Raw genomic sequence first — 24,551 nt, 5'->3', positions numbered from 1 at the left:
AATCATTACCAGCTCCTGAATTTGGCGGGTGGTTGATACAGGCCGTCCGACCATTCGACCAGGTCGGCGATGCTTTTCGCGGCCAGCAGCGAGCGGTTCGCCGCGCCGCGCTGCACGCCGATGTCCTCGGGCAGCGCGATCAGGCCGTCGGCGCGCAATTTGGCCGTCGTCTTCGGGTCGTGGCGCAGGCCGATGGGCGTCACGCCGGCGACCGCCGCCAGCATGGCCTTGCGCTCGTCGAGCGACCGGGCCTTGTACAGGTAGGCGATGCCCTCTTCCGTCAGCACGTGGGTGACGTCGTCGCCATAGATCATCACGGGCGCCAGCGGCATGCCGCTGGCCTGCCCCACGGCCACGGCATCGAGCGATTCGACGATGGTCGGCTGGCCGCCATCCTGGAACGTTTCGACCATCTGCACCACCAGCTTCTTGCCGCGCGCGAGCGGATCGTCCGTCTCGATCAGGTCCAGCCAGGCCGGCGTCGGATGGCGCCGGCCATGCGGGTCGTGCCCCATGTTCGGCGCGCCGCCAAAGCCGGCCAGCCGGCCATTCGTCACGGTGGACGAGTTACCTACGCCATCCATCTGCAAGGTGGCGCCGATGAACAGGTCGACCGCGTACTGGCCGGCCAGCTGGCACAGGGCGCGGTTCGAGCGCATGGAGCCGTCGCGGCCCGTGAAGAACACGTCGGGCCGGGCGGCTGCATAGCCTTCCATGCCCAGTTCCGCGCCGAAGCAGTGCACGCTCTCGACCCAGCCCGTCTCGATGGCCGGTATCAGGGTGGGATGCGGGTTGAGCACCCAGTTGCGGCAAATCTTGCCCTTCAAGCCCAATTGTTCACCATACGTGGGCAGAATCAGCTCGATGGCGGCCGTATTGAAACCGATGCCGTGATTGAGCGACTGCACCTGGTGTTTTTCATACACGCCGCGGATCGCCATCATGGCCATCAGCACGTGCACGGGCTTGATCACGCGCGGGTCGCGGGTGAACAAGGGTTCGATGAAAAACGGTTTGTCGGACTGCACGACGAAATCGATCCACGAGCCGGGCACGTCGACCCTGGGTAAATCGCTGACGTCGTCGACGATCTGATTGACCTGGGCGATGACGATGCCGTCGCGGAAGGCGGCCGATTCCACCAAAGTGGGCGTATCCTCGGTGCTGGGGCCCGTGTACAGATTGCCCTGGCGGTCGGCCATGTAGCCGGCCACCATGACGACGTTGGGCGTGAGGTCGACGAACAGGCGCGCATACAGTTCGATATAGGTGTGGATGGCGCCCACTTCGAGCAAGCCATCCTGCAGGAACTGGGCGATGCGCAAGCTTTGCGTGCCGGCAAATGAGAAATCGAGCTTGCGGGCGATGCCCCGCTCGAACAGGTCCAGATGCTCGGGCAAGCTGACGCTGGGCATGATCAGGTGCAGATGATGGATCTTGTCAGGGTTGACCTGCGTCAGCATGCGGGCGAGGAAATCGGCCTGCTTCTGGTTATTGCCTTCGAGGACGACGCGGTCGCCCGGCGCCAGCAGGGCTTCGAGCACGGCGACCATGTCGCCCTGCTGCAGCACGGGGCCGCTCGCGTACTGGCGCACGGCTTCCAGGCGGCGGCGCTTCTCGGTGCGCCGCGTGTCCCATTGTTTTTGCCGCTGCGCTGGCGCTGCTGTGGCGGTTGACATCTTGCCTCCGAATTGAGCTATCGAACCCTGACGATAGAGCCAAAACGGAGACGCGACAATCAACCTGTTACCATGTTCATTACCCTGAAGTTAATGAACTCCCTTGAAAGAGGCTAACCATGGCCATCAATGAAGAAATCACCTTGAAAAAACTCGAGGTTTTTCTCAGCTTTATGGAATTGAACAATCTGGCGCGGGTGGCCGACGCGCTGGGCCAGAGCACGGTCAGCGTGCACCGCGCCCTGCACTCGCTGGAAGACGGCTTGCGCTGCCCCCTGTTCAAGCGCGAGGGCCGCAGCCTGATCCCCCTGCATGCGGCCTACACCTTTGCCGAATCGGCGCGGCGCGCGCTGGCCGAGTGCGAGGAAGGCGTGCGCAAGGTGCGCGAAATGTCGGGCATCAACCCCGTGCGCCTGAAGATCGGCTCGCTGTATTCCTTGACCCTGCACTGCATCCCGCAGCTGGTGATCGCCCTGAAACTGCGCCGGCCCGGCCTCGACATCGACCTGACCCTGGGCTCGAACCGCGAACTGCTGCAAAGCCTGGCCGACGGCAGGCTGGACGCCATCATCGTCGGCGTGCAGGAAGAAGAACAGCACCCGGGATTGGTCGCCGTGCCCCTGTTCCAGGACGACGTCTACCTGGCCGCGCCGCTAGCCTCGCCCTATGCGGGCGCCGCCTCGGTGGACTTGCAGCAGCTGCGCAATGACAAATTCGTCACCCTCAACGAGGGGTTCGTCACCTCGCAAAGCTTCAACCACGCGTTCGACCTGGCAGGCTTCGTGCCCGACACGGCCATGCGGGTGGGCGACATCTTCTCGCTGATCAACCTGGTCAGCGGCGGCATCGGCTACAGCCTGCTGCCGGGCCGCGTGCGCGCCTTCAGTTCGCGCATCGAACTGCTGCCTCTCGACGCGCGCTACGGCTCGCACCAGCAAATCACCCTGCTGATGCTGAGCAGCCGCGAGCGCGACCCGAATTTGCTGGCGCTGGCGGCGGAGTGCCGGTTGTATGGACGGCGCGAACCTGCTGGCGCATGATTACCCTTAACCCTGAAAGGACTGGGGTCGGACCCTGAGGGTCCGACCCCGGAACTTGCTTTTGGGGTGAGCTTACACCGCGCTATCCCAAGGCGCCGACAAGCGCACGGCGCAGTTGATGAGGCCCACCATCGAATACGTCTGCGGAAAATTGCCCCACATCTCGCCCGTCACGGGATGCGTATCCTCCGACAGCAAACCCAGGTGGTTGCGCGCCAGCAGCATGGTTTCGAAGATCTTGCGCGCTTCGTCCTTCCTGCCGATGCGGGCCAGGGCGTCGATGCGCCAGAAGGTGCAGATGTTGAAGGCCGTTTCCGGTTTGCCGAAGTCGTCGGGCGCTTCGTAGCGGCGCATGTAGGGGCCGTCGCACAGCGAGGCTTCCAGCGCGTCGACGGTGGCGATGAAACGGGGGTCCATGGGGTCGATGAAGTTGACTTCCGCCATCAGCAGCACGGAGGCGTCGAGGTCGCGCCCGCCCAGGCTTTCCGCGAAGGCCTGGCGTTCCTCGCTCCACGCTTCGCGCAGCAGGCGTTCACGGATCAGCACGGCGCGGCTGTTCCAATGCTCGGCGCGGTCCGGCAAGCCCAGTGTATGGGCGACCTTGGCCAGGCGGTCGCAGGCGGCCCAGCTCATCAGCATGGACGAGGTGTGGACCCTGGCCCGCGTGCGCAGCTCCCACATGCCCGCGTCCGGTTCCGCGTGCAATTTGAAAGCCTGGTCGCCCACGGCTTCCAGTGCGGCGAACTCGGCTTTTCCGCCCCGGTGGAACAATCGATGGTCGAGGAAAGCCTGCGCCGCACCCAGGACGATGTTGCCATAGACGTCGTGCTGGAAATGTTCCTGCGCCTGGTTGCCCACGCGCACGGGGCCATTGCCGCGGTAGCCGGGCAAGTGCTCGAGCATGGATTCGGGCAACTGCTCTTCCAGGCCGATGCCGTACAGGGGCTGGATGTGGCCGCCTTTCGAGCGGGCGACGATATTCGTCAGCCAGCGCAAATATTCTTCCATCGTGCCCACTTCGGACAAACTATTGAGTGCGCGCACGACAAAGAAGGCGTCGCGCAGCCAGCAGTAGCGGTAATCCCAGTTGCGGCTGCTGCCGGGCGCTTCCGGGATGCTCGTCGTCATGGCGGCGATGATGGCGCCCGTATCCTCATATAAAGACAGTTTTAATGTAATGGCCGCGCGGATGACCACGTCCTGCCATTCCAGCGGCACGGCCAGGCGGCGCGTGTAGGTGCGCCAGTAGTTGATGGTTTCCTTTTCGAAGATGCGCGCCGTCTCGTCGATGCCGCCGGCCAAGGTTTCATCGGGACCCAGCAGGAAGTTGGCCGTGCCGCCCAGCACGAAATACGTTTCGCTCAGCACATAGTTGAGCGAAACATCGGTATTCAGGCGCAAGGTCTGTTCCGGCCCCACGTAGCGGATGTGGTGGCTGCCCTGCGTGACCTGCGGCGCCAGCTTGCCCCAGTCGTAGCGGGGGCGCAGGCGCACGCGGATGCGCACGGCGTGGTCGAGCGGACGCACGCGGCGGATCAGCATCAGCGGGCGGAACATGCGGTCGCGGCTGAGGAAGCGGGGCGCGAAGTCCGTGATTTCCACGCCGCGCCCATCCTTGTCGTACAGCCGCGTGCGCAGCACGGCCGTGTTCGGTTCATAGAACTGTTCGCTGCGGGCAAAATTCTCGATGTCGATGGCCCACACGCTGCCGTTTTCCGTGTCGTCCAGCAAGGTATTGAAGACGGGGTCGCCATCGAAACGGGGCAGGCAGGACCAGACGACCTGCCCCGCCTGGTCGATCAGGGCGCTGAAGGCGCAATTGCCCACCACGCCGCAATTGAGCGACGCTTGCGCCGGTGGCGCACTGGCGGCGGGCGCGTTGGCGCCGCTGGGGGTGTCATACGATGTCGTCATCGGCTACTCCTTGAACGGGGATACGGACGCGGCCAGCAATACGGTGCGCAAGACGTCCGGGCTGGCCAGGCGCAGGCTGGCGGCGCTGGGGCCGCTGCCCACTTTCACGCCCTGCCCCCCAATTTGTTGAACATAGGCAAAGCCTGCCTCGTCGGTGGTATCGTCGCCCGCGAACACGGGCCGGCGTCCCTTGAACGGCGCCTCGGCCATGAAGGCGGCGATGGCGCCGCCCTTGTCCGTGGCGGCCGGCTTGGCTTCCAGAACCATTTTGCCATGCAACAGCAAAAGACCGGGGCACGCTTGCACGGCCACCGTCATTTCCTGCAGGCACAGCTGCTCCAGTTCCGGCGCGAGACGGTAATGCAGGGCCACGGCGCCGCGCTTGTGTTCCACCAGCAAGCCGGGGTACCTCGCCGCCAGCGCGCGGGCATGGGCCAGCACGAGCGATACGTCGGGCGTGGCCGCCACATGCCGCGTGCCATCGGCGCCGCGCCGCTCCACGCCGTGCACGCCGGCCACGGGCAGGATCAGGGGCGCCAGCATGGCGTCGATCTGCGCCACGGGGCGGCCGGAAACGAGGGCCAGCGCGCCGCCATGCCAGCGCGCCAGCAGCATCAGCGCGTCGACCACGCCCGCTTCCAGGCGCACGCCGTCGGGCGTGGGCGCCAGGTCAACGAGGGTGCCGTCGAAGTCGAAGAAGACGGCGCTGCCGGGCGTACTCAGCAGTTGCAGCAAGGCTGCGCTATCGTCAGGAATCTCCGCCATCAGATCCCCTTGCGCCGCTTGATGCGGCTGTGGGCGTCGATCTTGGTCATGACCTTGTCGCGCTGGCGCAGACGGGCCGCATCGAGCAGCATGCGCCCGGCCCAGCGGTAGACATTGAAATGTTTCACGCGGGCCCGCATGCTCTTCATGCGCTCGCGCTGTTCCACAGGCGGCATCACGAGGGCGCGGTACAGGGCTTCGGCGCCCTGCTCGATGTGATACGGATTGATGATCAGCGCTTCGTGCAGCTCGCGCGCGGCGCCCGTGAACTGACTCAGCACCAGCACGCCCAGCTCGTCGTCGCGCGCGGCGATGAATTCCTTGGCCACCAGGTTCATGCCGTCATGCAAGCTCGTCACCATGCACACTTCGGAGGCGCGGAAATAGCGCTGCAAGTCGTCCTGTCCATGGTGTTCGGCTTTGAGCAGGATGGGCACGTAGTTGCCGCCGCCGAAGCGGCGGTTGATGCGCTCGACCATCTTGCGCACCCTGGCGTCGAAACTCTGGTATTCGTCGAGCGACGCGCGGCTGGGGGCGGCGATTTGCACGAAGGTAAAGTTGCCGACCATGCCGGGCTGCTGTTCCAGCATGCGCTCGACGGCCTGGAAGCGCTCGACGATGCCTTTCGTATAGTCGAGGCGGTCCACGCCGATGCCCAGCAAGTGGTCGGGCGCCACGCCCAGCTCGCTGCGGATTTGCGCGCGGCACGTGGCCACGTCGGGCTGGTCCGGCTTGTCTTCCGGCCAGGCGATGGAAATCGGGTAATCCTCGACCTGCGTCATCTCGCCGCCATAGGAAATGGTCGACGCTTCCGGCTCGATGCGCGTTTCCAGGTAGCGATCCACCGTTTCGAGGAAATTCTTGCGGTGGAACGGCGTGTGGAAGCCGAGGATCGTACTGCCCAGCAAGCCGTCGAGGATTTCTTCGCGCCAGGGGCAAATGCCGAACGATTCCGAGTTTGGCCAGGGGATATGCCAGAAAGTAATAATCGTCGCCTTCGGCAAGGCTTCGCGCACCATGCGCGGCAGCAAGGCGAAATGGTAATCCTGCACTAGCACGACGGGGTTGTCCGTCTTCGCCTCGGCGATCACGGCATCGGCAAAGCGGCGGTTGACTTTCACATACTGTTCCCAGTCGGACGAGCGGAACACGGGGCGCACGTGGGCGATATGGCACAGCGGCCACATGCCTTCATTGGCGAAGCCATAATAATAGCCCTGCTCTTCCTCTTCCGTCAGCCACACGCGGCGCAAGGTATAGCTGGGATTGTCCGGCGGCACGGGCACGTGGTCGAATTTATCCACCGTCTCGCGGTCGGCGGAACCGGCCCCATGCGCGATCCACGTGCCGGAGCACGCCCGCATCACCGCTTCCACGGCCGTCACCAGGCCGCTGGCGGGACGCTGCACCGCAACACCGGTCTCCGTTTTGGTGTGGATGTACGGCTCGCGGTTCGACACCACGAGCACCTGGTCGCCGGACAGGTCCGCTTCCAGCAGGGCGCGCAGCTTGTCCGGCGTCCAGTCGGCCGACCAGCCGTTATCGCCCTGGCGTTCCAGATGGTATTCCTGCAGCAATTCGCGCAAGTCGCCGATCAGCGGCTGCATTTCCGGCGGCGGCGCGGGCGCGGCGGCCGGTGCGGCGGCGGCAACGGCGGGATTGTTCTTCGACAGCAATTCACCGCGCAGGATGTCCTTGACGGCCGCCAGCCAGCCGCGCCAGCTCAGGTGGGCCACGAACACGGTCATCAGGGAAATCAGTACGGCCAGCACGGCCAGGAAGGCAAAGATGAAGCGCTTGGTATCGGTATTGCGGCGTTCGACAAAGCTCATGTCCTGCACCAGCACCAGACGGCCCAGCTGGGACGCATCCTGCATCACGGGCGTTTCACTGATGTGGACTTGCCCTTGCGGCAATTGCGCCAGGGATTTGTACAGGCCGCCCGTGGGAGGCGTGCTCCAGCAGCCGATCGAGGCCGGGTACTCGAGCGAGTGGTACAGCAAATGGCCCGCGTTGTCGCAAAAGCCGATGGCGATCAGGCGTTCGTCGCGCGTCGCGCCCTGGAACAGTTCGCCGATGCGCGTGGCGTCCTGGGCGGGCAGATATTCGGTCAGCGAGGGTCGGAGAGTGCCAGCAAGCAATTCAGCCCGGCTGTCGAGGTCGCGCACGTACCAGCGCAGGGTGATGTTGTCGAGCAGGGGTACCACAATATAGGCAAACAATCCCAGCACCAGGGCCAGCGGCAGGATGAAGCGCAAGGACATTCGGAGTGATCGTACTATCATCGTTTTCCTTTGCAAAAACAAAAAGCATGGCAAGTATGACTATGTTTCCACTGCGGCGACGCCCGTTTGATTTCCGTATTGAAACGTCAACGTGACATGGCGCAGCGCAGCAATTTCATCCAGTATCCACCTTGACGCAGGTCTTATCCGTTCGGCAACGCACGCCCCCGTTACGTCATCTGCCCGTAAAATACCCGCTTCCGACATCCATCTCACCAATCTCAAGGAGTTTTCGCCTATGGATCTCAGCACGTTCCACTCGCTGATGGGAGGCCCGCTGCGCTCGGCGCTGACCGTGCTCGTTTCCGCCCTGCTCGTCAGCGTGGTCGCCATCGGCGTGCACCGGGCCGGCATCAGCCTGCTCAAAAGACTGGCCAATGGCCGCCCGTTCACCACCAACGCCACGCGCGTGGCCTTTCGCGCCAGCCAGCTGTGCGTGGTCGTCTTCGGCTTGCGCATGGTGCTGGCCGGCGCGCCCGACGACACGCCGGGCTTGCTGGCCATGTCGCACCTGGCCAGCGTGGCGCTGATCATCGCGCTGACCTGGCTGGCCATGCAGTGCATCCAGGCCTTATCCATCACGATTTCCGAAATCAATCCCGTCGACGTGGCCGACAACCTGCGCGCGCGCCGCCTGATCACCCAGGCCCGCGTGCTCACGCGCAGCGCGCACGCCATCGTCGTCGTCCTGGGACTGGCCTTCGTGCTGCTGACCCTGCCCGGCGCGCGGCAGATCGGCGCCAGCCTGCTGGCCTCGGCCGGCGTGGCCGGTCTCGTGGCCGGTATCGCCGCCCGTCCCGTGCTCGGCAATTTCATCGCGGGCCTGCAAATCGCGTTCTCCCAACCGATCCGCATCGACGACGTGCTGATCGTCAATGGCGAATGGGGCAAGGTCGAGGAAATCAAGGGCACGTACGTGGTCGTGCGCGTGTGGGACGAGCGCCGCCTGATCGTGCCGCTGCAGTGGTTCATTGAAAACCCGTTCGAAAACTGGACCCACAGTTCCTCGACCCTGCTGGGCACGGTGTTCCTGTGGCTCGATTTCAGCATTCCGCTCGAGCCCCTGCGCGCGGAACTGACGCGCATCTGCGAAGCGGCGCCCCAATGGGATGGCCGCGTCTGCACGGTGCAGGCGACGGATTCGAACGAGCGGGCCGTGCGCGTGCGCTTCCTGATCAGCGCGGCAGATTCGGGCCTGGCCTTCGAGCTGCGCTGCCTCGTGCGCGAACAGATGCTGGCCTTTATCACGGCCCACTATCCGCACGGCCTGCCCCGCCTGCGCTCCACGCACGACCCGATCGAGCTGCATGCGATGCAGGCGCAGAACGACAGTGTGTCGCTGTACAAGGCCGCGAACAAGGCGTAAAAAGCCCTGCGGCGCGCTGCCCTGGCCCGCGCGCCGCTAGAATAAGGCGGATGAACACCACCGCCTGGTTCATCCTGATCGGCTGCCTGATGCTGGCGCGCGGCCTGGGCGCCGACGGCATCGCGCGCCTGCCCTTGACTTCGGCCATGGCTTACCTGGGCGTGGGCCTGCTGCTGGGCCCCATGTTCCTCGGCCTGTTTTCGTTCGACCTGGTGCAGCAGGCGCCCCTGCTGGAAACCCTGACGGAAATCGCCGTCCTCATCTCCCTGTTTTCCGCCGGCGTCAAGATGCCCGTGCCCTTCAGCCTGGCCCGCTGGCTGCCGCCGCTGCGCCTGGCGTGGCTGTCGATGGCCATCTCCGTGGCCCTGGTGGCGGCCTTTGCGTGCCTGGTGCTGGGTTTGCCCCTGGGCGCGGGCATACTGCTGGGCGCCATCCTCGCCCCCACCGACCCCGTGCTGGCCACCGACGTGCAGCTGCGCCATGCGGGCGACAGCGAGCAATTGCGCTTCACCCTGACCAGCGAGGCGGGCATGAACGATGGCAGCGGCTTTCCTTTCGTCATGCTGGGCCTGGGCTTGCTGGGCCTGCACGAGCTGGGGCCGCATGGCGCCACCTGGCTGTGGCGCGATCTGGTCTGGGCCAGCGCGGGCGCCATCGCCCTCGGTGTGGCTGGCGGCGCGCTGCTGGCCTGGCTGGGCTGGCAGGTGCGCGCGAAGGAACCGAAACACGCGATGCTGGACGACCTGGCGGCCCTGGGCTTGATCGCCCTCGTGTATGGCGTGGCCACGTGGCTGCACGCGTGGGGGTTTCTGGCCGTGTTCTTCGCCGGCGTGGCCTTGCGCCAGACGGAACTGCGGCTGGCCGGCGCGCCGAAAGACCGGCAAGGCTTGCTGCAGGCCGACGACACCCATGCCGTGTCCGCCGCCAAGCCGCACGACAGCGACGTGCCGCTGACCGTCAGCGGCGAATCGCTCGTCTTCAAGGAACACCTGGAACGGCTGTCCGAACTGACCCTCGTGCTGCTGCTGGGCGGCGCCGTCACGGCCGCCGCCTGGAGCTGGCAGGCGTGGAGCGTGGCGCTGTTCCTGCTGCTGGTGGCGCGTCCGGCCAGCGTGATGCTCGGCTTGCTGGCTTCCGGCACCAGCGTGCGCCTGCGGGGGCTGGCCGCGTGGTTCGGCGTGCGCGGCATCGGCTCGCTGTACTACCTCAGCTATGCCATCGCGCATGGCTTGCCGCGCGGCCTGGCGCGCGAACTGGCCGACATCACCCTCGTCGTCGTCATCCTCTCCATCGTCGCGCACGGCCTGACGGTCAAACCGCTGCTGGAACGCTACTGGCGCAAATAGCACAGGCGATCACCCATTGTCATTGCTTAGTAGCAAAGTTTTGTCAATCGCCCCTATGGCGGGCGGAAATATTGTTAAGATAATTAAAAATGGCAAAAGAGAGAAGCAATGAAACGAAGAAGCGTGCTGGGACTGGGCGTCTCGATGGCCCTGCTGCAAACGGGCTGCGCCACCGATCCGGCCAGGCTGGCGTGGGAAACGACATTTGACGGCTTCATGCGCGATGGCCTTGCGCGTACGGAAACGCCGGGCATGAGCGTGGCCGTGGTGCGCGGCGAGCAAACGATTTTCGCGCGCGGCTATGGCTGGGCCGACATCCAGGCCGGCAAGAAGGCCGATGCCGACACGGTGTTCCATGTCGCCTCCGTCAGCAAGCTCGTCACCGCCACGGCCGTCATGATGTTGCTGGAACAGGGCGCTTTCCAGCTCGACGACAAGGTGGCGGCCTACCTGGACTTCCCGTTCATGCATCCGAAGTTTCCCGACGTGCCCATCACCTTTCGCCATTTGCTCAATCACACTTCGGGTATTTCCGACGCCGTGTACGACAAGACGACGACATTTGCCGTGCAAGGCGACCCGCGATTGCCGCTGCGCGACTTCGTCAAGGGCTATCTGTCGCGCGGCGGCGCCTGGTACGACGCGGACGTGTCATTTGCGGCCCGGCCCGGCACGGAATGGCGCTACAGCAATGTCGGCATCGCCCTGCTCGGCTATCTGGTGGGCCGCTTGAACCCCGATGGCCTGGACGCCTACACCCAGGAACACCTGTTCGAACCGCTGGGCATGGACAATACGGCCTGGAAGCTGGCCGGCCTGCCGCGCCGCGCCGTCGTCGCCCAGCCCTATGCGCACAAGGAGCCGGGCCTGCAGGTGCTGCCGTCCGTCGGCTATCCGGACTGGCCGGCCGGCCTGCTGCGCAGCTCGGCGCATGATTTCGCCCGCTTCCTCGCCATCTTCAGCAATGGCGGCCGGGTCGACGGCCACCGCTACCTGCAAGACTCCACCCTGCAGTCATTTTTCGCCCCGCAAGCGGCCCCCGTCGTGCCTGCCGATTCGTCCGTGCGCCAGGCCCTCGTGTGGCTGCTGCGCGACGTCGACGGCAAGGCGCTGGCCACGCACAGCGGCGGCGACCCGGGCGCCGCATCCGTCGTCTGCGTCGACCGCGCCAGCAAGACGGCCGTGCTGGCCTTTGCCAACGTCAGCGCCGACAAGGAGTTTCGTTCATTCCAGAAAGAAGTCGTGCTGCGCCTGCTGGCCCATGGCGGCAGCGGCGCGCAAGCGCGCTAGGCATGCGCCTTGTGTGAGCGGGCGCACGGTGGCGCCCAGGCAAGAAAGTATGCTGTGCTGGTCAGATTTGACGCTCAACGAGGAGACCGGCATGACGAACCGCATCGGCAACAAGGACGTGGCGCAGCAGCGCAGCAAGAGTGAAAAAGCCCGCATCAAGGCACAGAACATCGCCAATGAGGCGGTCAAGCGGGCCGAGGCCAGGGCCAAGTACCGCAATGCCATCAAGGGCCAGCCGGGTCAGCCGGGTCAGCCCACGCCAGCAAGCTAGGCGCCGAACCAGCCGCGCAGTTTCTCGGCGGCCCGTTCCTTGACCTCGGCCGTGATGTAGGTGGCGACCGTGGCGACGGCCGCCGCCAGCACGGCCAGGTCATCCGCATAGCCGACCACGGGCGTGATGTCGGGAATCGCATCGATGGGCGAAATGAAATAGCCGAGCGCGCCATAGATGGCCGTCTTGGCCCACAGCGGCGTATTCGGCTGCTGCGCCGCGTAGTACAGCCACAGGGCTTTCTCGATGACTTCGCGTCCCGCCTTCTTGGCGAACTTGACGACCTTGTCCCAGAAGCTGTCATCCGTGTATTTCTTTTCATACTGCTTGTCGGCCTGGGGGGCGTGGTCTTCTTCCAGATTCTTTTTTCTGCCAAACATCTGCTGCTCCTGTCTGCCGCGCACGGCGTTACGAATGCGCACCTTAGCATAACGGCGCGGCAGGTGCGCGGCGTGCAAGGTACCTTATATCCATGGAAATATCCGCCACCACCACGGCCCGCGCCGCCGGCCTGCGCTACACGGGCGACCATCAGAGCGGCATCGCCCGATCGGGCAAGCCCGGCAAGTTCCGCTACCGCGACGGGGATGGCCAAGTCCTGCGCGACGCCGCCACCCTGGCGCGCATCAAGGCGCTGGCCATACCGCCAGCCTGGACGGACGTGTGGATCTGCCCGCACGCGAACGGCCATTTGCAGGCGACGGGACGCGACGCGCGGGGCCGCAAGCAATACCGCTACCATGCGCGCTGGCGCCAGGTGCGCGACGAAGTGAAATATGAGCGCATGCTCAGCTTTGGCCGCGCCCTGCCCGTCATCCGCGCCGCCGTCGCGCGCGGCATGCAGCTGCCCGGCTTGCCCCGTGAAAAAGTGCTGGCCACCATCGTGCACCTGCTGGAATTGACGATGATGCGCATCGGCAACGAAGAATACGCGCGCACGAACAAATCGTTCGGCCTGACCACCCTGCGCACGCGTCACGTACAGGTTGACGGCAGCGCCGTCGCTTTCCACTTCAAGGGCAAGAGCGGCGTGCGCCACGATATCCGCCTGAGCGACCGGCGCCTGGCCAGGGTGCTGCAGCGCATGCGCGAACTGCCGGGCCAGGAACTGTTTCAATATGTCGATGCGGATGGCGCGCGCCACGGCGTCGATTCGGGCGACGTCAACGATTACCTGCGCGAAGTGACGGGGGAAGACTACACGGCCAAGGATTTCCGCACCTGGTCCGGCACCTTGCTGGCCGCGCTGGCCTTGCAGGCGTTCGAACAGGTCGATTCCGATGCGCAAGCGAAGAAAAACATCGTGCAGGCGATCGAGTCCGTGGCCAAGAAGCTGGGCAACACGCCGACGATCTGCCGCAAGTGCTATGTGCACCCGGCCGTGCTGGAATCGTATCTCGATGGCAGTTTATTGGAAGGCATGCGCGAGCGGGCGCGGCAGCAGATGCAGGACGATTTGCAGGCGCTGGCGCCGGAGGAAGCGGCCGTGCTGGCCTTGCTGCAGCAGCGGCTGCAGGGTGCGGTCAAGCCCGGCGTTCCGGCTGGCAGTGTGCCGACAGCGTGAGGGCATCGCTGCCGCAGACGGGCAAGGCGCCATGGCCCACTTCGCGCGCCACGGGCGCCGGCGCCGCATCGTCCGTCTGCGCCTCGCCCGTATTGATCAAGGTGGCCGCCAGGGTCGAGAACGTAAACAGGCAGATCAGCAGGAACGGCTTGTTCAAATGGCTGGGCTTGGCTTGCTTGGACATCGCATACTCCGTCGGACTGGTTGGCTGTTGCAGCATGGACACCATCATCACGTGTTTCCGCAAGGCATACAATCAGACAGTTTCGACAAGACGGGTAGGACAGCGCTGACAACCTCAGCCATACGCCCCTGTGTCGGAAAATTTGACACCGGCTCCTGCCCGCGTCCGCCAAGCCCTTGTTTTTGAAGAATAAATTATACAGGAACGTTTCCTGCTTGCCCCCTTGCCTGGGCACGCTTGGCGTCAGTCTATGGGGGAACGATCATGAGTTTTATCAAACGAGCGCTGCTGGCGCTGCTGCTGTGCGCCACGTCCGCCGCGCACGCCGCCAGCATCGGCTACACGGCAACATCGCTGGGCGGCACGCAGTGGCGCTACGACTATACGGTCAGCAACACCACGCTGGCCATGCCCATCGAGGAATTCACCGTGTTCTTCAGCGTGGGCCAGTACGCCAATCTGCACAGCGTCTCCACGCTACCGGACTGGGACGTGCTGCTGGTGCAGCCCGACCCCGCCATTCCCGCCAGCGGCTACCTCGACGCGTTGGCGCTGGTCGGCGGCATCGGCCCCGGCGGTACGGCCACGGCCTTTTCCCTCACCTTCGATTACCTGGGCGCGGGCAGCCCCGGCGCCCAGCCGTTTTCCATTATCGACCCCGTCTCCTTCATCGAAATTGAAGCGGGCATCACGCAGCCGTCCGCCGTCGCCCTGCCCTCCACCCCATGGCTGCTGCTGGCGGGCGTGCTGGCCATGGCCTGCCTGCGGCGCCGGCAGCTGGCGGGCGCCGCGCTGGCCACAGGGCTGGCACTGAGCCTGTGCGCCTGCGGCGGACCGGACGATCCCATGCAGCCGGCCGCGCCGAAGGTCATGCTGGCCGCCGCAGTGACCGCCACGCAGGCCGCCGGCGATCTCGAAGTCACCTCGCTGGAAAAAGTGGCCGAGCAGCGCGTCAACCGCACGGCCTGGGACTACACCTACCGCGTGCACATCCGCAACAATGGCAGCGACACGGCCGGCAATGTGCAAGCCGTGCTGGCCAGCGTGCCAGCTGGCAGCACCATCATCGATGGCGAGGTGCTGGCCGGCAGCATCGGCGCGGGCGCCACCGTCACGCCCACCGATACCATCACCCTGCGCATCGAGCGCAGCGTCGCCTTCCAGAGCGCAGGTCTGATGTGGACCTTCAGCACCAGTACCGGCATCGCCCTCGACCCCGTGCGGCCCGCGCAAGTGGTCGTGCTGCCGCTCGCCGGACTGGGCTTTCCCGACGGCGCCGACAGCGTCAAGGCCAGCGGCGCCGTCACGGACGTGCTGCTGCAGGACGGCAGCCTGCGCTTTTCCACGCCCGGCGACACGGGCGTGGACCAGCACGCGCAATTTTCCCTCAGCAAGGGCGGCAAGATCACGACCCTGGACCTGCTGATCCAGACGGAATTGCCCACGGCCGTGGAAACCTATGTGGAACCGAACGACGACGGCAGCGTGCCGACCACGGCGCCCGTGCTGGCCATCACGGGACTGGGGCCGAACAACCGCCTGCAGCCGGGCGCCCTGGGCTTCCGCCTCGTCGATGCCGCCCCCATGGCCTTGCAGGACGACAGCGACGGCTTGCTGTCCGCCCCGAATGGCGTGGCCATCAGCCTGAAGTCCTACTGGACGTTCGATGCGGCCAGCGGCACTTTCAGCATCAGTCCCGTGTCCATGCAGCAACTGCTGGCACCCTTGCCCAACGGCAGCTATGAGCTGAACCTCAATTTCGTCTCGCAGGATGGCGAATTCACGGCCAGCTATGCCTTGATCGTCATCAAGTCCGGCATCGTGCTGCAAGGGCAGCTGCGCACGCCGGCGGGCGGCAATGCCACGGGGCTGGCCGGCAAGAAGATGTTATTGGCCGGCTACAACCACCACCAGCGCCAGGTGGCCGTGGTCGATGCCACGGGCGCCTTCCACTTCGATGGCGTGCTGCCCGATACCTACCAGCTGACCTTGAACGACCTGGTCCACCCGAACGTGGTCAGCGTCAGCGCCGTCGTCTTCGAGAACAGCAGCAACGTCAATGTCGACATCGTCTATCCGTATGCGGCAAGCCTGACCCTGCGCGCCGGCGCGCAGACCTATGCGGCCGGCAGCGTCACCCAGGATGGCGCCAGGCCGCCCGCGCGCGCGGTGGCCGCCAGCCCCCGCGCCGCAGGCGAGGCCACGCCGCAGGATGACGTGGACAGCAAGACCTTCACGGCCACGGCGGCGGCGCAAAACCAGACCATCACCTCGCCCATCGCCTTCACCGTGCCCAAGGGCACGAAAAACGTGGGCGTCAAAATCACCGTCAGCACGGCCGAGTATCCCACCTACACGACGGCGCAAAGCCAGTACAACGATACGTGGTCGTACGCCGTGACCGGGTTGCCTGGCGTCAGCCTGGCCGCCGCGGGCGCCGTCAACCAGACGCATTACACGCAAGGCAGCATCGTCAGGACGGAGTGCGTCGACGTCAGCAAGCAAACCAAGGACGGGGCTTTGAACCTGGGCGGCAACGTCAGCGCCACGAATATCGGCGACAGCGCCCTGGCCACCGTGACGACGGTGGAACTGAGCCTCGCGTGCAAGGGATTGAAGGTGACGCTGGCGAAGTTCAGCTCGCCGAACCAGGCCGCCCACCCCGTGCTGCAGCCGATCAAGCTGACGGGCAATTTGGCGGGGCCGTATGTATCCGTGTCGCAAGGAACGGCGACGGCCACGCACACCGTGCCGCTGGAATTGCACTATACCCCGGCAACGGCAACGATTACGGAAGTCAATATCGGCATCTCGTCGGGCGGCGGCGATCCCGCCTTCAGCACGGAGAATTTATTGTCCCAGACCAATACCAAGACTGCCGGCGCGGTGAAATTTCCCGGCCTGGTGCTGCCCGCCTTTGCCGGCGCCAAGCTCGACAAGAAGGCCGTCGTCACGGTGCGCCTGAAGGGCAGCGTCGACAATGTCGACGCCAGCTCCGACCCGGCCGAAGGGGGGCAAGTGGAATTCAAGGGCGACACGGCCCACATTCCCCTGTACCTGGCCAATGACGAGGCGGCGCTGGCGGCGCGGCGCTACGGCACGCGCGACCCTGGCGGCGATTCGTGGGCCACGCGCCTGGCCATCGCCTGGCTGGCGGGCAAGGCTTACCGTTTCGACGACATCAGCGGCCAGCACGTGACGCAGACGGCAACGGGCCGCTCCATCCTCGGCCACAGCGGCCACAGCGACGGTCAGCAGATCGACTTGCGCTACGCGGACGGCGCGGGCGGCTACACGGACGCGCTGGGCGGCCAGAACGATGGCGCCGCCATTCACAAGCTGATCAGCGACGCGAAGGCGGAAGTGGCGGCCAATGCCGCGCAAAAGCCGAAGCTGGCAAGCCTGCAGGCGTGGATAGCGGCGAACCGGGCCATGCTGGCCCAGGAAGCGGCACAAGCCGGCACGCGCGTCATCTACATCGGCCCCAGCTTCGTCAAGCTGGCCCTCGTCGACGGGCGTTTTTCCGCCGCGCCGGCCGACAAGATACCCGGCGCCGGCGCCTGGACCAAGCCGGCCAAAGTGCACATCGAGGCGGGACACCTGAGCCACTGGCACATCAGCCTCACGGCCCATCCTTAAGCAGGGTCAGGCGGGCAGATCGGACAGTTCCAGCTCCGAAAACCCCGCCCGCCGCCGCGCTTCCAGATTGAACGGGCCGCGCAAAGTGGGCGCTTCGTAGCGCAGCGCCAGCTCGGCATAGGTGGCGCGCAATTCCAGTCCCCGTTGATCGCACAGGTAGCCATACCAGCGGTTGCCGATTTCCACGTGCCCCACTTCATCGCGCAAGATGATGTCGAGGATGGCGGCGGCGGCCATGTCGCCCGCCTGCGCCAGCTTGGCGCGCAGCGGCGGAATCGCGTCGAGGCCCCGCGCTTCCAGGGTGCGCGGCACGAGCGCCATGCGCGCCAGCACGTCGCCGCGCGTCTTGTCGACCATTTCCCACAGGCTGTCGTGGCCGGGGAAGTCGCCATACGTGTGGCCCAGCACCTGCAGGTGCGCCTGCAGCATGGCAAAGTGCGTCGCTTCCTCCTTGGCCACGCGCAGCCAGTCCGTGTAGTAGTCAAACGGCAAGTCCGGGAAGCGCCACAGCGCGTCGAGCGCCAGATTCATCGCATTGAATTCGATGTGCGCGAGCGCGTGCACGAGCATGGCGCGCCCTTCCGGCGTGATCATCGAGCGCCGCCCGACCAGGCGCGGCGGCACCAGTTCCGGCCGCTCGGGACGGCCCGGCACGGGGCCGGTCGGCGCCAAAGGCGCTTGCGCATCGAGCGCAAGCTGCGCTTCGGCCATGGCCGCCACCATCGCCACCTTGGTTGCCGGGTCCGGTTCGAGCAGGCAGGCCAGCGCATATGCGCGCAGCTCTCGTGGCGGCGTGGAGGTCAGTGGAGGTGGATGCATGGGACTGCTTTCTGGCGCGTTTTTTCAATGAGGGGCGCAGTGTATCAAATTGCCTGCCCCAGCAGCCAGTCGAACAAGGCTTGCACTCTTGCCGGCAGCGCGGCACGCCCGCTGTGCACGAGGTAATACGCCTGCGGGCTGGCCAAGGCAAAGCCGCCAAACGGCAGGATCAGCTGGCCGCTGTCCAGCCACGGCTGCACCAGCTGGCGCCGGCCCATGGCCACGCCCGCGTGGTGGATGGCCGCCTGCGCGCACAGGTCGGCGCGGTCGAAACGCAGGCTGCGCGCGGGCAAACTCGCCTCCGCCGCCTGCCCGTCCAGCCACAGCCGCCACTCGGCATCGGGCGCGCAGGCGGGCCAGGCCAGGGTGTCGTGCAGCACCGTCGCATCGCGCAAGTCGTGCGGCATATCCAGCAAGCCGTGATCGCGCGCATAATCGGGACTGCACACGGGCGCCAGCCATTCGCCCATCAGCTTGCGCGATGCCAGGCCGGGAAAGCTGCCGTCGCCGTAATGCAAGGCCAGGTCGGCCTGGCCGGCGCGAAAGTCCACGCTATCATTGCCCACGCGCAAATCGATCGACACGTCCGGATACTGCGCCGTAAAACCTGCCAGGCGCGGCACCAGCCAGCATTGGGCGATGGACGGGCGCGCATGCACGGTGATGCTGCCCGTGAGCGCATCGCCGCCGGCCAGCGCCGCATGCAAGCCATCCCAGCCGATTTGCAGCGCGGCGAAGATGCGCTCGCCGTCGGCCGTCAGCTTTACCTGCCGTGTCAGGCGCTCGAACAGGCGCAGGCCCAGACCCGCTTCCAGCCGCGCGATGCGGTGGCTGACGGCGCTGGGCGTGAGCGCCAGTTCCTGCGCGGCCAGCGCGAAACTGGCATGGCGCGCCGCCACGAGAAAGGTGTGCAGGTTGGCGAACTGGCTGGCCGTCAGCGTGGCCATGCGCGGCGCGCCGGGCGGCATCAAACGGCCCCGGACGCCAGCAGCGCGCGGCCGCGCGCCACGTAGGCCGCCATTTCCGCCTCGGGAACCATGCTGCCGCCCGTGCCCCACACCAGGTGCGTGGCCGTTTCCAGGTGCGGCTGATACTGCGGCGCGGCCAGCACGGCGGGAATGCCCGCGAAACCGGCCACGGCGGACGGTTCCAGGCGCAGCTGCTCCGTCTGCTCCAGCAGGGCCAGCAAGCGGTACAGTTCTTCATCCGTGACGGTGGCGTAGCCATCGATCAGCCGCTGCATGGCGCGCCCGACGAAGCCGGACGGGCGTCCCACGGCCAGGCCGTCGGCGGCCGTGAGGTTGTCGATGCCGATCTCCTGCACGCTGATCCCTTCATGCAAGCCCGTATGCACGCCCAGCAGCATGCATGGCGAATGTGTCGGCTCGACGAAGACGCAGTGGACGGCATCGCCAAAGGCCAGCTTCAAGCCGAAGGCCACGCCGCCGGGGCCGCCGCCCACGCCGCACGGCAGGTACACGAACAAGGGGTGGTCCGCATCGACCGTCACGCCGTTTGTAGCGAACTGGGCTTTCAGGCGCTGGCCCGCCACCGCGTAGCCGAGGAACAGATCGTGCGAGTTTTCATCGTCGACGAAGTGGCAGGTGGGGTCGTTCTCCGCCTGCTTGCGCCCCGCTTCCACGGCCACGCTGTAGTCGGTCGCGTACTCGACGACGGTCACGCCGTGGCTGCGCAACTTGTCCTTCTTCCATTGCCGCGCGTCGGCCGACATGTGCACCGTGGCGCGAAAGCCCAGGCGCGCGCTCATGATGCCGATCGACAAGCCGAGGTTGCCCGTGGAACCGACGGCGATCGCGTACTGGCCAAAGAAGGCGCGCACGGCGTCGCTGGCCAGCAGGCCGTAATCATCGCCCTCCTTCAGCAGACCGGCGTCCAGCGCCAGCATTTCCGCGTGTTTCAGCACTTCATAGATGCCGCCGCGCGCCTTGATCGAGCCGGAAATGGGCAGATGGCTATCCTGCTTGAGCCACAGCTGACCGCTCGTCATGTCAAGTGCCGCCTGCATGGCGGGTAGCGGCACGACGGGCGACTCGATGATGCCGCCGCTGGCCTGCGTTTCCGGAAACGCCTTGGCCAGATACGGCGCAAAACGGGCCAGGCGCGCGCTGGCCTGGGCCACGTCATCGGCAGTCAAGCCTACGTCTTTCAGGCCCTCGGCCGCCGGCGCAATGCGGGGATTGAACCAGTTCAAGGGCTGCAAGGCCATCAATTCTGTAATCAGGGGAAATTTTTCGCGCAGCGCGGCGATGGCGGAAGTGGGCAGCATGGCAAGCTCGTAAAGGGACAAGCCATGATTAGACCGCATCCGGGCGCCGCTGGCAAACGACGGTTGATCAGGCAATGGGTGACGGGAGGTCATCAGTCATGATGGCCCGGCTTCTTCCCTACTTCAATTTGATGTACAGATGCATGGCAGGATTTTTTTCGCTTTGAACTTCTTTGACTTCAACGAAAGGAAGGCGACGCACCAGCTCACTCAATTTCTGGCAGCCATAGTGGCGCGGGTCGAAGGCCGGATTATTCTTCAAGATCAGACTGCCGACGCCACTCAAGGAGGCAAAACCATCATCACGCGCTGCGGCAATGATGGCCTTGCGCAGCACTTCCCGCGTATCCGCGTCGAGGGAGACAGGCGCCAGCGCATGTAACGGTTTTTGCTGCTTTTCTGCCGATGGAGGCAATGTCACCGGCCGCAAGATCTCCGTATAAACAAACTTGTCGCAGGCGGCGACAAAGGCTGGCGGCGTCTTTCTTTCACCAAAACCATACACGGCCAATCCTGATTCGCGAATCCGTGTTGCAAGGCGCGTGAAATCACTGTCGGACGATACCAGGCAAAAGCCGTCCAGCTTTTCAGAGTGCAGCAAATCCATGGCGTCGATGATCAGCGATGAATCCGTCGAATTTTTTCCTGTCGTATAGCTGAATTGCTGGATCGGCTGAATGGCCATCAAATGCAGGATTTCCTTCCAGCCCTTCAAATTGGGCGTCGTCCAGTCTCCATAAGCACGCTTCACCGATGCGGTACCAAAAGTCGATACCTCTGTCAGCAATTCCTTGATGATCGACGCCTGGGCATTGTCCGCATCGATCAGGACGGCCAGTTTGGCATTACTTGTCATAATTTTTTGGGCCTCATCAGCTAACCGCCGTTTGATTGCAGTTCCCACTATGCAGCCAAATGTTCCGTCAAGCAATACCAGAACCGATGCCCTATCTCTTACGATAGCTAAATTTAATTCCTGAATGCACTATCGATTAAAGAAAAATTACCACAAAGGCACAAAAATAAGTTATCTTAAAGGCAAATAAAAGGAGACATTTTTTCTCTTTTCTACCGAGGCAAAAATGCGCTCCAAGAATGACAAGGTCACTGCTACGAATATGGATATCCTCGACTGCGCAAGGCAGGACGATTTGACGGCCCAAAAAGTCGAAGTCGGCATTATTTTCCAGGAAATGCTCGATACGGCCACGGCCGCCGCCTACCTCGCCAAGAACAAGGTACCGATCGCCACCGCGCTGCGCGTCCTGACCGGGTCGCGGCGGAAAAAGAGCGGCGGCGGGAATTGATGGCCCTGCGTCGGATCAGCTTGTGTAGCCTGCTTGAACAGGTCAAGACGTCTTGCTCGGGACACAGCGATTGCCATGATAGTTAATGGCCGTGCTTACGCGCCAGCACCTCGTCCAGCGCCACCCATTCGCCATCGTCTTGCGTGGCGGAGGCAACGCCAGCGACACTGCGCAGGCGTTTCGGATCGATGAAAATCTTCCCATTCCGATTGTCTACAAATGACCAGGAGACCTTGCCGCCTTCTTCGTTGACCACGATTTGTTTCTCGCTCACGGGGAAACTGGGGCCAAATTCACCGATGCGCGACGAGAATTGGCGTGTCTGCGACTGCACCACGCCGCGATAGACGTGGTCCACTTTGACCTCCATCATCTGGCAGCCGCCGGTGTTCGATATGCAGACCGCCTGCGGCTTGCCGGCAACGGCTGGTAAGGCGGGCGGACAAGGCGGAGGGCAAGGCTCGGTGCCTGACGGTTGCAACACGACCCGCGGCACCTGTCCGGCAAGCAGGACGTCCTGGGCCGAGACGATGGAGCAAAGACTAAACAGCATGGCGGCAAGGCATGTGGATCTTCTCATTTTTCTTTTTGCGGATGGCGGTTGTTGATAGCCCATGATTAAACTCATGGAAAGTCCATCCATTACTTTCATTCCCGATAACACGCCCCGTCCTCCGTTTGATGAGCAGGACGAAGGCGCGTTATTTCCGCTTTAGAACTTGAGCTGCAGTCCCAGATCAATCGACCTGCCCTCTGCCGGCAAGGCTTGCAACGCCCCGCCGTTTGCCTTCAAGCCCGACAAATACACGCCGCCCAGCGGATCCGCATACGCGCGGTTGAACAGGTTGCTCACTCCCGCGCTCAGGCTGGCCATCTTGCCCAGCGCTACGCTGCTGCGCAGGTTGACGAGCGCGTAGCCGCCTGTTTCCGGTTCGAAGCGGCGCGCGTCGACCTTGTCCTTGCGGGCCACGATCTTCGTTTCGATGCGGTTGCTCCAGGCACCCAGCTTGTGCTCGACGGCCAGCAAGGCGTTGAACGGCATCATGCGGTACAGGTAGCCGCCATCGCCGCGCTTGCCCCGTGTGTATGCGGCGTTGCCCGTCGCCATGAAGCTGCCCCAGCGTGCGCTGCGCGTCAACGGCAGCTGCCACGCCAGATTGGCGCCGTACAGCTTGGCGTCGTGGTTGGCAAAGCGCAGCAGATTGCCGTTGGCGCCCATTTTCATATACGGGTGGAAAGACGCCAGCACGTCGACGTCGATATAATTGTCGACCTTGCTGTAATAGGGGTTGACGCGCAGGAACCAGCCCTCCTCGCCGCCGCCATGCCAGTCGGCCGTGAACGCCGCCGTGGTAGCCGTCTCGGGCTTGAGGTCGATATCGCCCACATAGCCGTTGCCATCGCCAAACCAGTTGGTCATGGTCATCGCCATCGAACCCCGGCCCCACGAGTAACGCTCGTACAGGTTCGGCGAGCGCACCTTGCGCGCCAGCGCGAATTCATAGCTGCTGGCCGCGTCTGGCGTGAAGGTGGCTTGCGCGGAAGCATCGATATTCGTGTCGCGCTGGCTGCGGCTGCGCGCATTGAAGGCCCTGGCGGCCATCACGTCCGGCATGTTCATCATATTGGTGCCGTACGATTGCACATCGCCCGTGTCCATGCGCACGGATTCGCCGCGCACGCCCAGCACGCTCGTCCAGCGCGCATCGTGGCGCGTTTCCAGTTCGCCGAACAGCACGGTGCGGTCGCGCTTGCCGTCGTTGATGTTCAGGTAGGTGCGTGGCCCCATCATCATGGAACCGGGCACGGCCGGCCAGTAATCGTCAAGGCGGAAGCCGTGCCACTCCTGGCCCAGGCGCAACTCGCCCGCGCTCATGGGCAAGCTGGCCATCAGCGCGTAACCCGTGTTGCGCCCGTGCGTGATCATCGGCATCGTGCCCTTGCGCTCGGGGGTAAAGAAACCCATTTCATGGTCCGTCTGCTGCCAGTAGGCGCGCGCGTCCAGCACGCCCCAGGCAAATGTGCCCTGGTAGGCCAGGTTGGCGAACTGGCCGTGGTTGTCCGTCATGTCCATGTACTGGTTCGGGAAACCCTGGTACGGGATGTGCTGCACGCCGGCGCGCAGGGTCAGCTGCTGGCCATCGCGCTTGGCCGCCAGCACGATGGACTGGTTGATGCTTTCAACCATGCTGGCCAGCACTTTGTTGCCATGGCCATCTTCATAGCTGTGGCCGCGCGTGTAGGCGCCGCTGTAGCCGACGCTCAGGCTGTCGCTGGCGGCCGACGCATTCACGCTGGTCGCCACGCTGTTGTTGACGCTGCGTCCCGATACGGCAAAGCTGCCTTGCGTCAGCAGCGGCGCACCGGGCTGGGCAAACACGGGCGCGTTCGACTGCACTTCGATGGTGCCGCCGATGCTGTCGCCGCCCGCGCTGACGGGTGTCACGCCCGCGATCAGGCGGATGCGCTGCACTTGCTGCGGGTCGATGTAGGACAGCGGCGCATTCATGTGGTTGGCGCAGGCCGACGTCAGTTCCATGCCGTCGATGCGGATCTTGATGCGGTCATCGGCAAAGCCATTCACTACCGGCAAGCCGGACACGCCGCCGCCGGCCGCCACGCTGTAGCCGGGCGTGCTCGACAACATGAGCGCCGTGTCGGCGGCCGGACGGTAGCCGTCGCCTATGGCCGTGACGATGACTTTCATTTCAGGCAGGACCTCTTCGGTGCGCGTTTGCGCCACGGCGGGCATGGCGATGGCAAGGGAAATCAATAAAGGAAAATGTTTCATGGTG

Annotated in this window: 20 protein-coding genes; 8 read left to right on the top strand and 12 right to left on the bottom strand. The window is 64.6% G+C overall.

Features of this window, described 5'->3' with window-relative positions; genetic code table 11:
- Positions 1 to 5: 5 nt before the first annotated feature.
- The gene (gene mdcA / locus BLU39_RS20710; RefSeq protein WP_092716395.1) at positions 6 to 1,679 is read right to left on the bottom strand and encodes a malonate decarboxylase subunit alpha; all 1,674 of its coding nucleotides are present in this window, start codon (positions 1,677 to 1,679) and stop codon (positions 6 to 8) included.
- A 119-nt stretch (positions 1,680 to 1,798) separates the two neighbouring features.
- Here mdcA and BLU39_RS20705 point away from each other — a divergent pair, with 119 nt between their 5' ends.
- Entirely contained in the window at positions 1,799 to 2,719 is a 921-nt protein-coding gene (locus BLU39_RS20705; RefSeq protein WP_092716393.1) for a LysR family transcriptional regulator, read from the top strand.
- A 72-nt stretch (positions 2,720 to 2,791) separates the two neighbouring features.
- On the opposite strand, the gene BLU39_RS20700 is transcribed toward BLU39_RS20705, so the two are convergent.
- The 3 genes from BLU39_RS20700 to BLU39_RS20690 are packed head-to-tail and all read right to left on the bottom strand — an operon-like array spanning position 2,792 to position 7,683.
- Entirely contained in the window at positions 2,792 to 4,633 is a 1,842-nt protein-coding gene (locus BLU39_RS20700) for a glycoside hydrolase family 15 protein (protein WP_092716391.1), read from the bottom strand.
- Positions 4,634 to 4,636: 3 nt separating this feature from the next.
- Positions 4,637 to 5,398, bottom strand: coding sequence for a trehalose-phosphatase (otsB, locus tag BLU39_RS20695; RefSeq protein ID WP_092716389.1), 762 nt, complete (start codon positions 5,396 to 5,398; stop codon positions 4,637 to 4,639).
- Positions 5,398 to 7,683, bottom strand: coding sequence for an alpha,alpha-trehalose-phosphate synthase (UDP-forming) (locus BLU39_RS20690; protein WP_175539373.1), 2,286 nt, complete (start codon positions 7,681 to 7,683; stop codon positions 5,398 to 5,400). The genes otsB and BLU39_RS20690 overlap by 1 nt, the downstream gene beginning before the upstream one ends.
- Positions 7,684 to 7,921: 238 nt before the next feature.
- Here BLU39_RS20690 and BLU39_RS20685 point away from each other — a divergent pair, with 238 nt between their 5' ends.
- The 4 genes from BLU39_RS20685 (at position 7,922) to BLU39_RS20670 (ending at position 11,956) form a co-directional block, all read left to right on the top strand.
- Positions 7,922 to 9,049 carry a mechanosensitive ion channel family protein gene (locus tag BLU39_RS20685; protein WP_092716385.1) on the top strand — a complete coding sequence of 376 codons (1,128 nt, stop codon included), beginning with the start codon at positions 7,922 to 7,924 and terminating at the stop codon, positions 9,047 to 9,049.
- Between the two features lie 50 nt (positions 9,050 to 9,099).
- Complete coding sequence (locus tag BLU39_RS20680) at positions 9,100 to 10,395, top strand: cation:proton antiporter (RefSeq protein ID WP_092716383.1); 1,296 nt, start codon at positions 9,100 to 9,102, stop codon at positions 10,393 to 10,395.
- A gap of 108 nt (positions 10,396 to 10,503) precedes the next feature.
- Complete coding sequence (locus BLU39_RS20675; RefSeq protein ID WP_092716381.1) at positions 10,504 to 11,685, top strand: serine hydrolase domain-containing protein; 1,182 nt, start codon at positions 10,504 to 10,506, stop codon at positions 11,683 to 11,685.
- A 91-nt stretch (positions 11,686 to 11,776) separates the two neighbouring features.
- Positions 11,777 to 11,956 (top strand): hypothetical protein, encoded by a 180-nt coding sequence (locus tag BLU39_RS20670; protein ID WP_092716659.1) that lies wholly within the window; start codon positions 11,777 to 11,779, stop codon positions 11,954 to 11,956.
- Here the strand turns inward: BLU39_RS20670 and BLU39_RS20665 are convergent.
- The gene (locus BLU39_RS20665; RefSeq protein ID WP_092716657.1) at positions 11,953 to 12,336 is read right to left on the bottom strand and encodes a YkvA family protein; all 384 of its coding nucleotides are present in this window, start codon (positions 12,334 to 12,336) and stop codon (positions 11,953 to 11,955) included. The genes BLU39_RS20670 and BLU39_RS20665 overlap by 4 nt on opposite strands.
- A 92-nt stretch (positions 12,337 to 12,428) precedes the next feature.
- On the opposite strand from BLU39_RS20665, the gene BLU39_RS20660 reads away from it, so the two are divergent.
- Entirely contained in the window at positions 12,429 to 13,520 is a 1,092-nt protein-coding gene (locus tag BLU39_RS20660) for a DNA topoisomerase IB (RefSeq protein WP_092716379.1), read from the top strand.
- On the opposite strand, the gene BLU39_RS20655 is transcribed toward BLU39_RS20660, so the two are convergent.
- Positions 13,480 to 13,704 (bottom strand): hypothetical protein, encoded by a 225-nt coding sequence (locus BLU39_RS20655; protein WP_139178414.1) that lies wholly within the window; start codon positions 13,702 to 13,704, stop codon positions 13,480 to 13,482. The two genes, BLU39_RS20660 and BLU39_RS20655, sit on opposite strands and share 41 nt — an antisense overlap.
- Before the next feature lie 264 nt (positions 13,705 to 13,968).
- Between BLU39_RS20655 and BLU39_RS20650 the strand changes: the two genes are divergently transcribed.
- A complete protein-coding gene (locus tag BLU39_RS20650) occupies positions 13,969 to 17,343 on the top strand; it encodes a hypothetical protein (RefSeq protein ID WP_092716374.1) in 3,375 nt (1,124 codons plus the stop codon).
- Between the two features lie 6 nt (positions 17,344 to 17,349).
- Here BLU39_RS20650 and BLU39_RS20645 read toward each other — a convergent pair whose 3' ends face one another.
- The 4 genes from BLU39_RS20645 to BLU39_RS20630 form a co-directional block, all read right to left on the bottom strand.
- Entirely contained in the window at positions 17,350 to 18,162 is an 813-nt protein-coding gene (locus tag BLU39_RS20645; RefSeq protein WP_092716372.1) for a ferritin-like domain-containing protein, read from the bottom strand.
- 44 nt (positions 18,163 to 18,206) lie between these two features.
- On the bottom strand, positions 18,207 to 19,109 hold the full coding sequence (dsdC, locus tag BLU39_RS20640) for a DNA-binding transcriptional regulator DsdC (RefSeq protein ID WP_092716655.1): 903 nt from the start codon (positions 19,107 to 19,109) through the stop codon (positions 18,207 to 18,209).
- 20 nt (positions 19,110 to 19,129) lie between these two features.
- On the bottom strand, positions 19,130 to 20,449 hold the full coding sequence (locus BLU39_RS20635) for a D-serine ammonia-lyase (protein WP_092716370.1): 1,320 nt from the start codon (positions 20,447 to 20,449) through the stop codon (positions 19,130 to 19,132).
- 118 nt (positions 20,450 to 20,567) lie between these two features.
- The gene (locus BLU39_RS20630) at positions 20,568 to 21,353 is read right to left on the bottom strand and encodes an NYN domain-containing protein (RefSeq protein WP_232731062.1); all 786 of its coding nucleotides are present in this window, start codon (positions 21,351 to 21,353) and stop codon (positions 20,568 to 20,570) included.
- 214 nt (positions 21,354 to 21,567) lie between these two features.
- Between BLU39_RS20630 and BLU39_RS20625 the strand changes: the two genes are divergently transcribed.
- Positions 21,568 to 21,756: a hypothetical protein gene (locus tag BLU39_RS20625; RefSeq protein ID WP_139178412.1), complete on the top strand. Its 189-nt coding sequence runs from the start codon at positions 21,568 to 21,570 to the stop codon at positions 21,754 to 21,756.
- Positions 21,757 to 21,838: 82 nt separating this feature from the next.
- Here BLU39_RS20625 and BLU39_RS28345 read toward each other — a convergent pair whose 3' ends face one another.
- Together BLU39_RS28345 and BLU39_RS20615 are read right to left on the bottom strand one after the other, a co-directional pair.
- A complete protein-coding gene (locus BLU39_RS28345; RefSeq protein ID WP_139178410.1) occupies positions 21,839 to 22,399 on the bottom strand; it encodes a hypothetical protein in 561 nt (186 codons plus the stop codon).
- 69 nt (positions 22,400 to 22,468) lie between these two features.
- Positions 22,469 to 24,547, bottom strand: coding sequence for a TonB-dependent receptor (locus BLU39_RS20615; RefSeq protein ID WP_092716362.1), 2,079 nt, complete (start codon positions 24,545 to 24,547; stop codon positions 22,469 to 22,471).
- Between the last annotated feature and the right edge of the window lie 4 nt (positions 24,548 to 24,551).

The organism is Janthinobacterium sp. OK676 (assembly GCF_900103595.1).
In the GTDB taxonomy this organism is placed as follows: domain Bacteria; phylum Pseudomonadota; class Gammaproteobacteria; order Burkholderiales; family Burkholderiaceae_D; genus Janthinobacterium.
This window is presented reverse-complemented; position numbering and strand designations above follow the sequence as displayed.

Coding starts and splice junctions, on each gene's coding strand:
- mdcA (WP_092716395.1), bottom strand. CDS start 1,679: ATGTCAACCGCCACAGCAGCGCCAGCGCAGCGGCAAAAACAATGGGAC.
- BLU39_RS20705 (WP_092716393.1), top strand. CDS start 1,799: ATGGCCATCAATGAAGAAATCACCTTGAAAAAACTCGAGGTTTTTCTC.
- BLU39_RS20700 (WP_092716391.1), bottom strand. CDS start 4,633: ATGACGACATCGTATGACACCCCCAGCGGCGCCAACGCGCCCGCCGCC.
- otsB (WP_092716389.1), bottom strand. CDS start 5,398: ATGGCGGAGATTCCTGACGATAGCGCAGCCTTGCTGCAACTGCTGAGT.
- BLU39_RS20690 (WP_175539373.1), bottom strand. CDS start 7,683: ATGATAGTACGATCACTCCGAATGTCCTTGCGCTTCATCCTGCCGCTG.
- BLU39_RS20685 (WP_092716385.1), top strand. CDS start 7,922: ATGGATCTCAGCACGTTCCACTCGCTGATGGGAGGCCCGCTGCGCTCG.
- BLU39_RS20680 (WP_092716383.1), top strand. CDS start 9,100: ATGAACACCACCGCCTGGTTCATCCTGATCGGCTGCCTGATGCTGGCG.
- BLU39_RS20675 (WP_092716381.1), top strand. CDS start 10,504: ATGAAACGAAGAAGCGTGCTGGGACTGGGCGTCTCGATGGCCCTGCTG.
- BLU39_RS20670 (WP_092716659.1), top strand. CDS start 11,777: ATGACGAACCGCATCGGCAACAAGGACGTGGCGCAGCAGCGCAGCAAG.
- BLU39_RS20665 (WP_092716657.1), bottom strand. CDS start 12,336: ATGTTTGGCAGAAAAAAGAATCTGGAAGAAGACCACGCCCCCCAGGCC.
- BLU39_RS20660 (WP_092716379.1), top strand. CDS start 12,429: ATGGAAATATCCGCCACCACCACGGCCCGCGCCGCCGGCCTGCGCTAC.
- BLU39_RS20655 (WP_139178414.1), bottom strand. CDS start 13,704: ATGTCCAAGCAAGCCAAGCCCAGCCATTTGAACAAGCCGTTCCTGCTG.
- BLU39_RS20650 (WP_092716374.1), top strand. CDS start 13,969: ATGAGTTTTATCAAACGAGCGCTGCTGGCGCTGCTGCTGTGCGCCACG.
- BLU39_RS20645 (WP_092716372.1), bottom strand. CDS start 18,162: ATGCATCCACCTCCACTGACCTCCACGCCGCCACGAGAGCTGCGCGCA.
- dsdC (WP_092716655.1), bottom strand. CDS start 19,109: ATGGCCACGCTGACGGCCAGCCAGTTCGCCAACCTGCACACCTTTCTC.
- BLU39_RS20635 (WP_092716370.1), bottom strand. CDS start 20,449: ATGCTGCCCACTTCCGCCATCGCCGCGCTGCGCGAAAAATTTCCCCTG.
- BLU39_RS20625 (WP_139178412.1), top strand. CDS start 21,568: ATGGATATCCTCGACTGCGCAAGGCAGGACGATTTGACGGCCCAAAAA.
- BLU39_RS28345 (WP_139178410.1), bottom strand. CDS start 22,399: ATGGATGGACTTTCCATGAGTTTAATCATGGGCTATCAACAACCGCCA.
- BLU39_RS20615 (WP_092716362.1), bottom strand. CDS start 24,547: ATGAAACATTTTCCTTTATTGATTTCCCTTGCCATCGCCATGCCCGCC.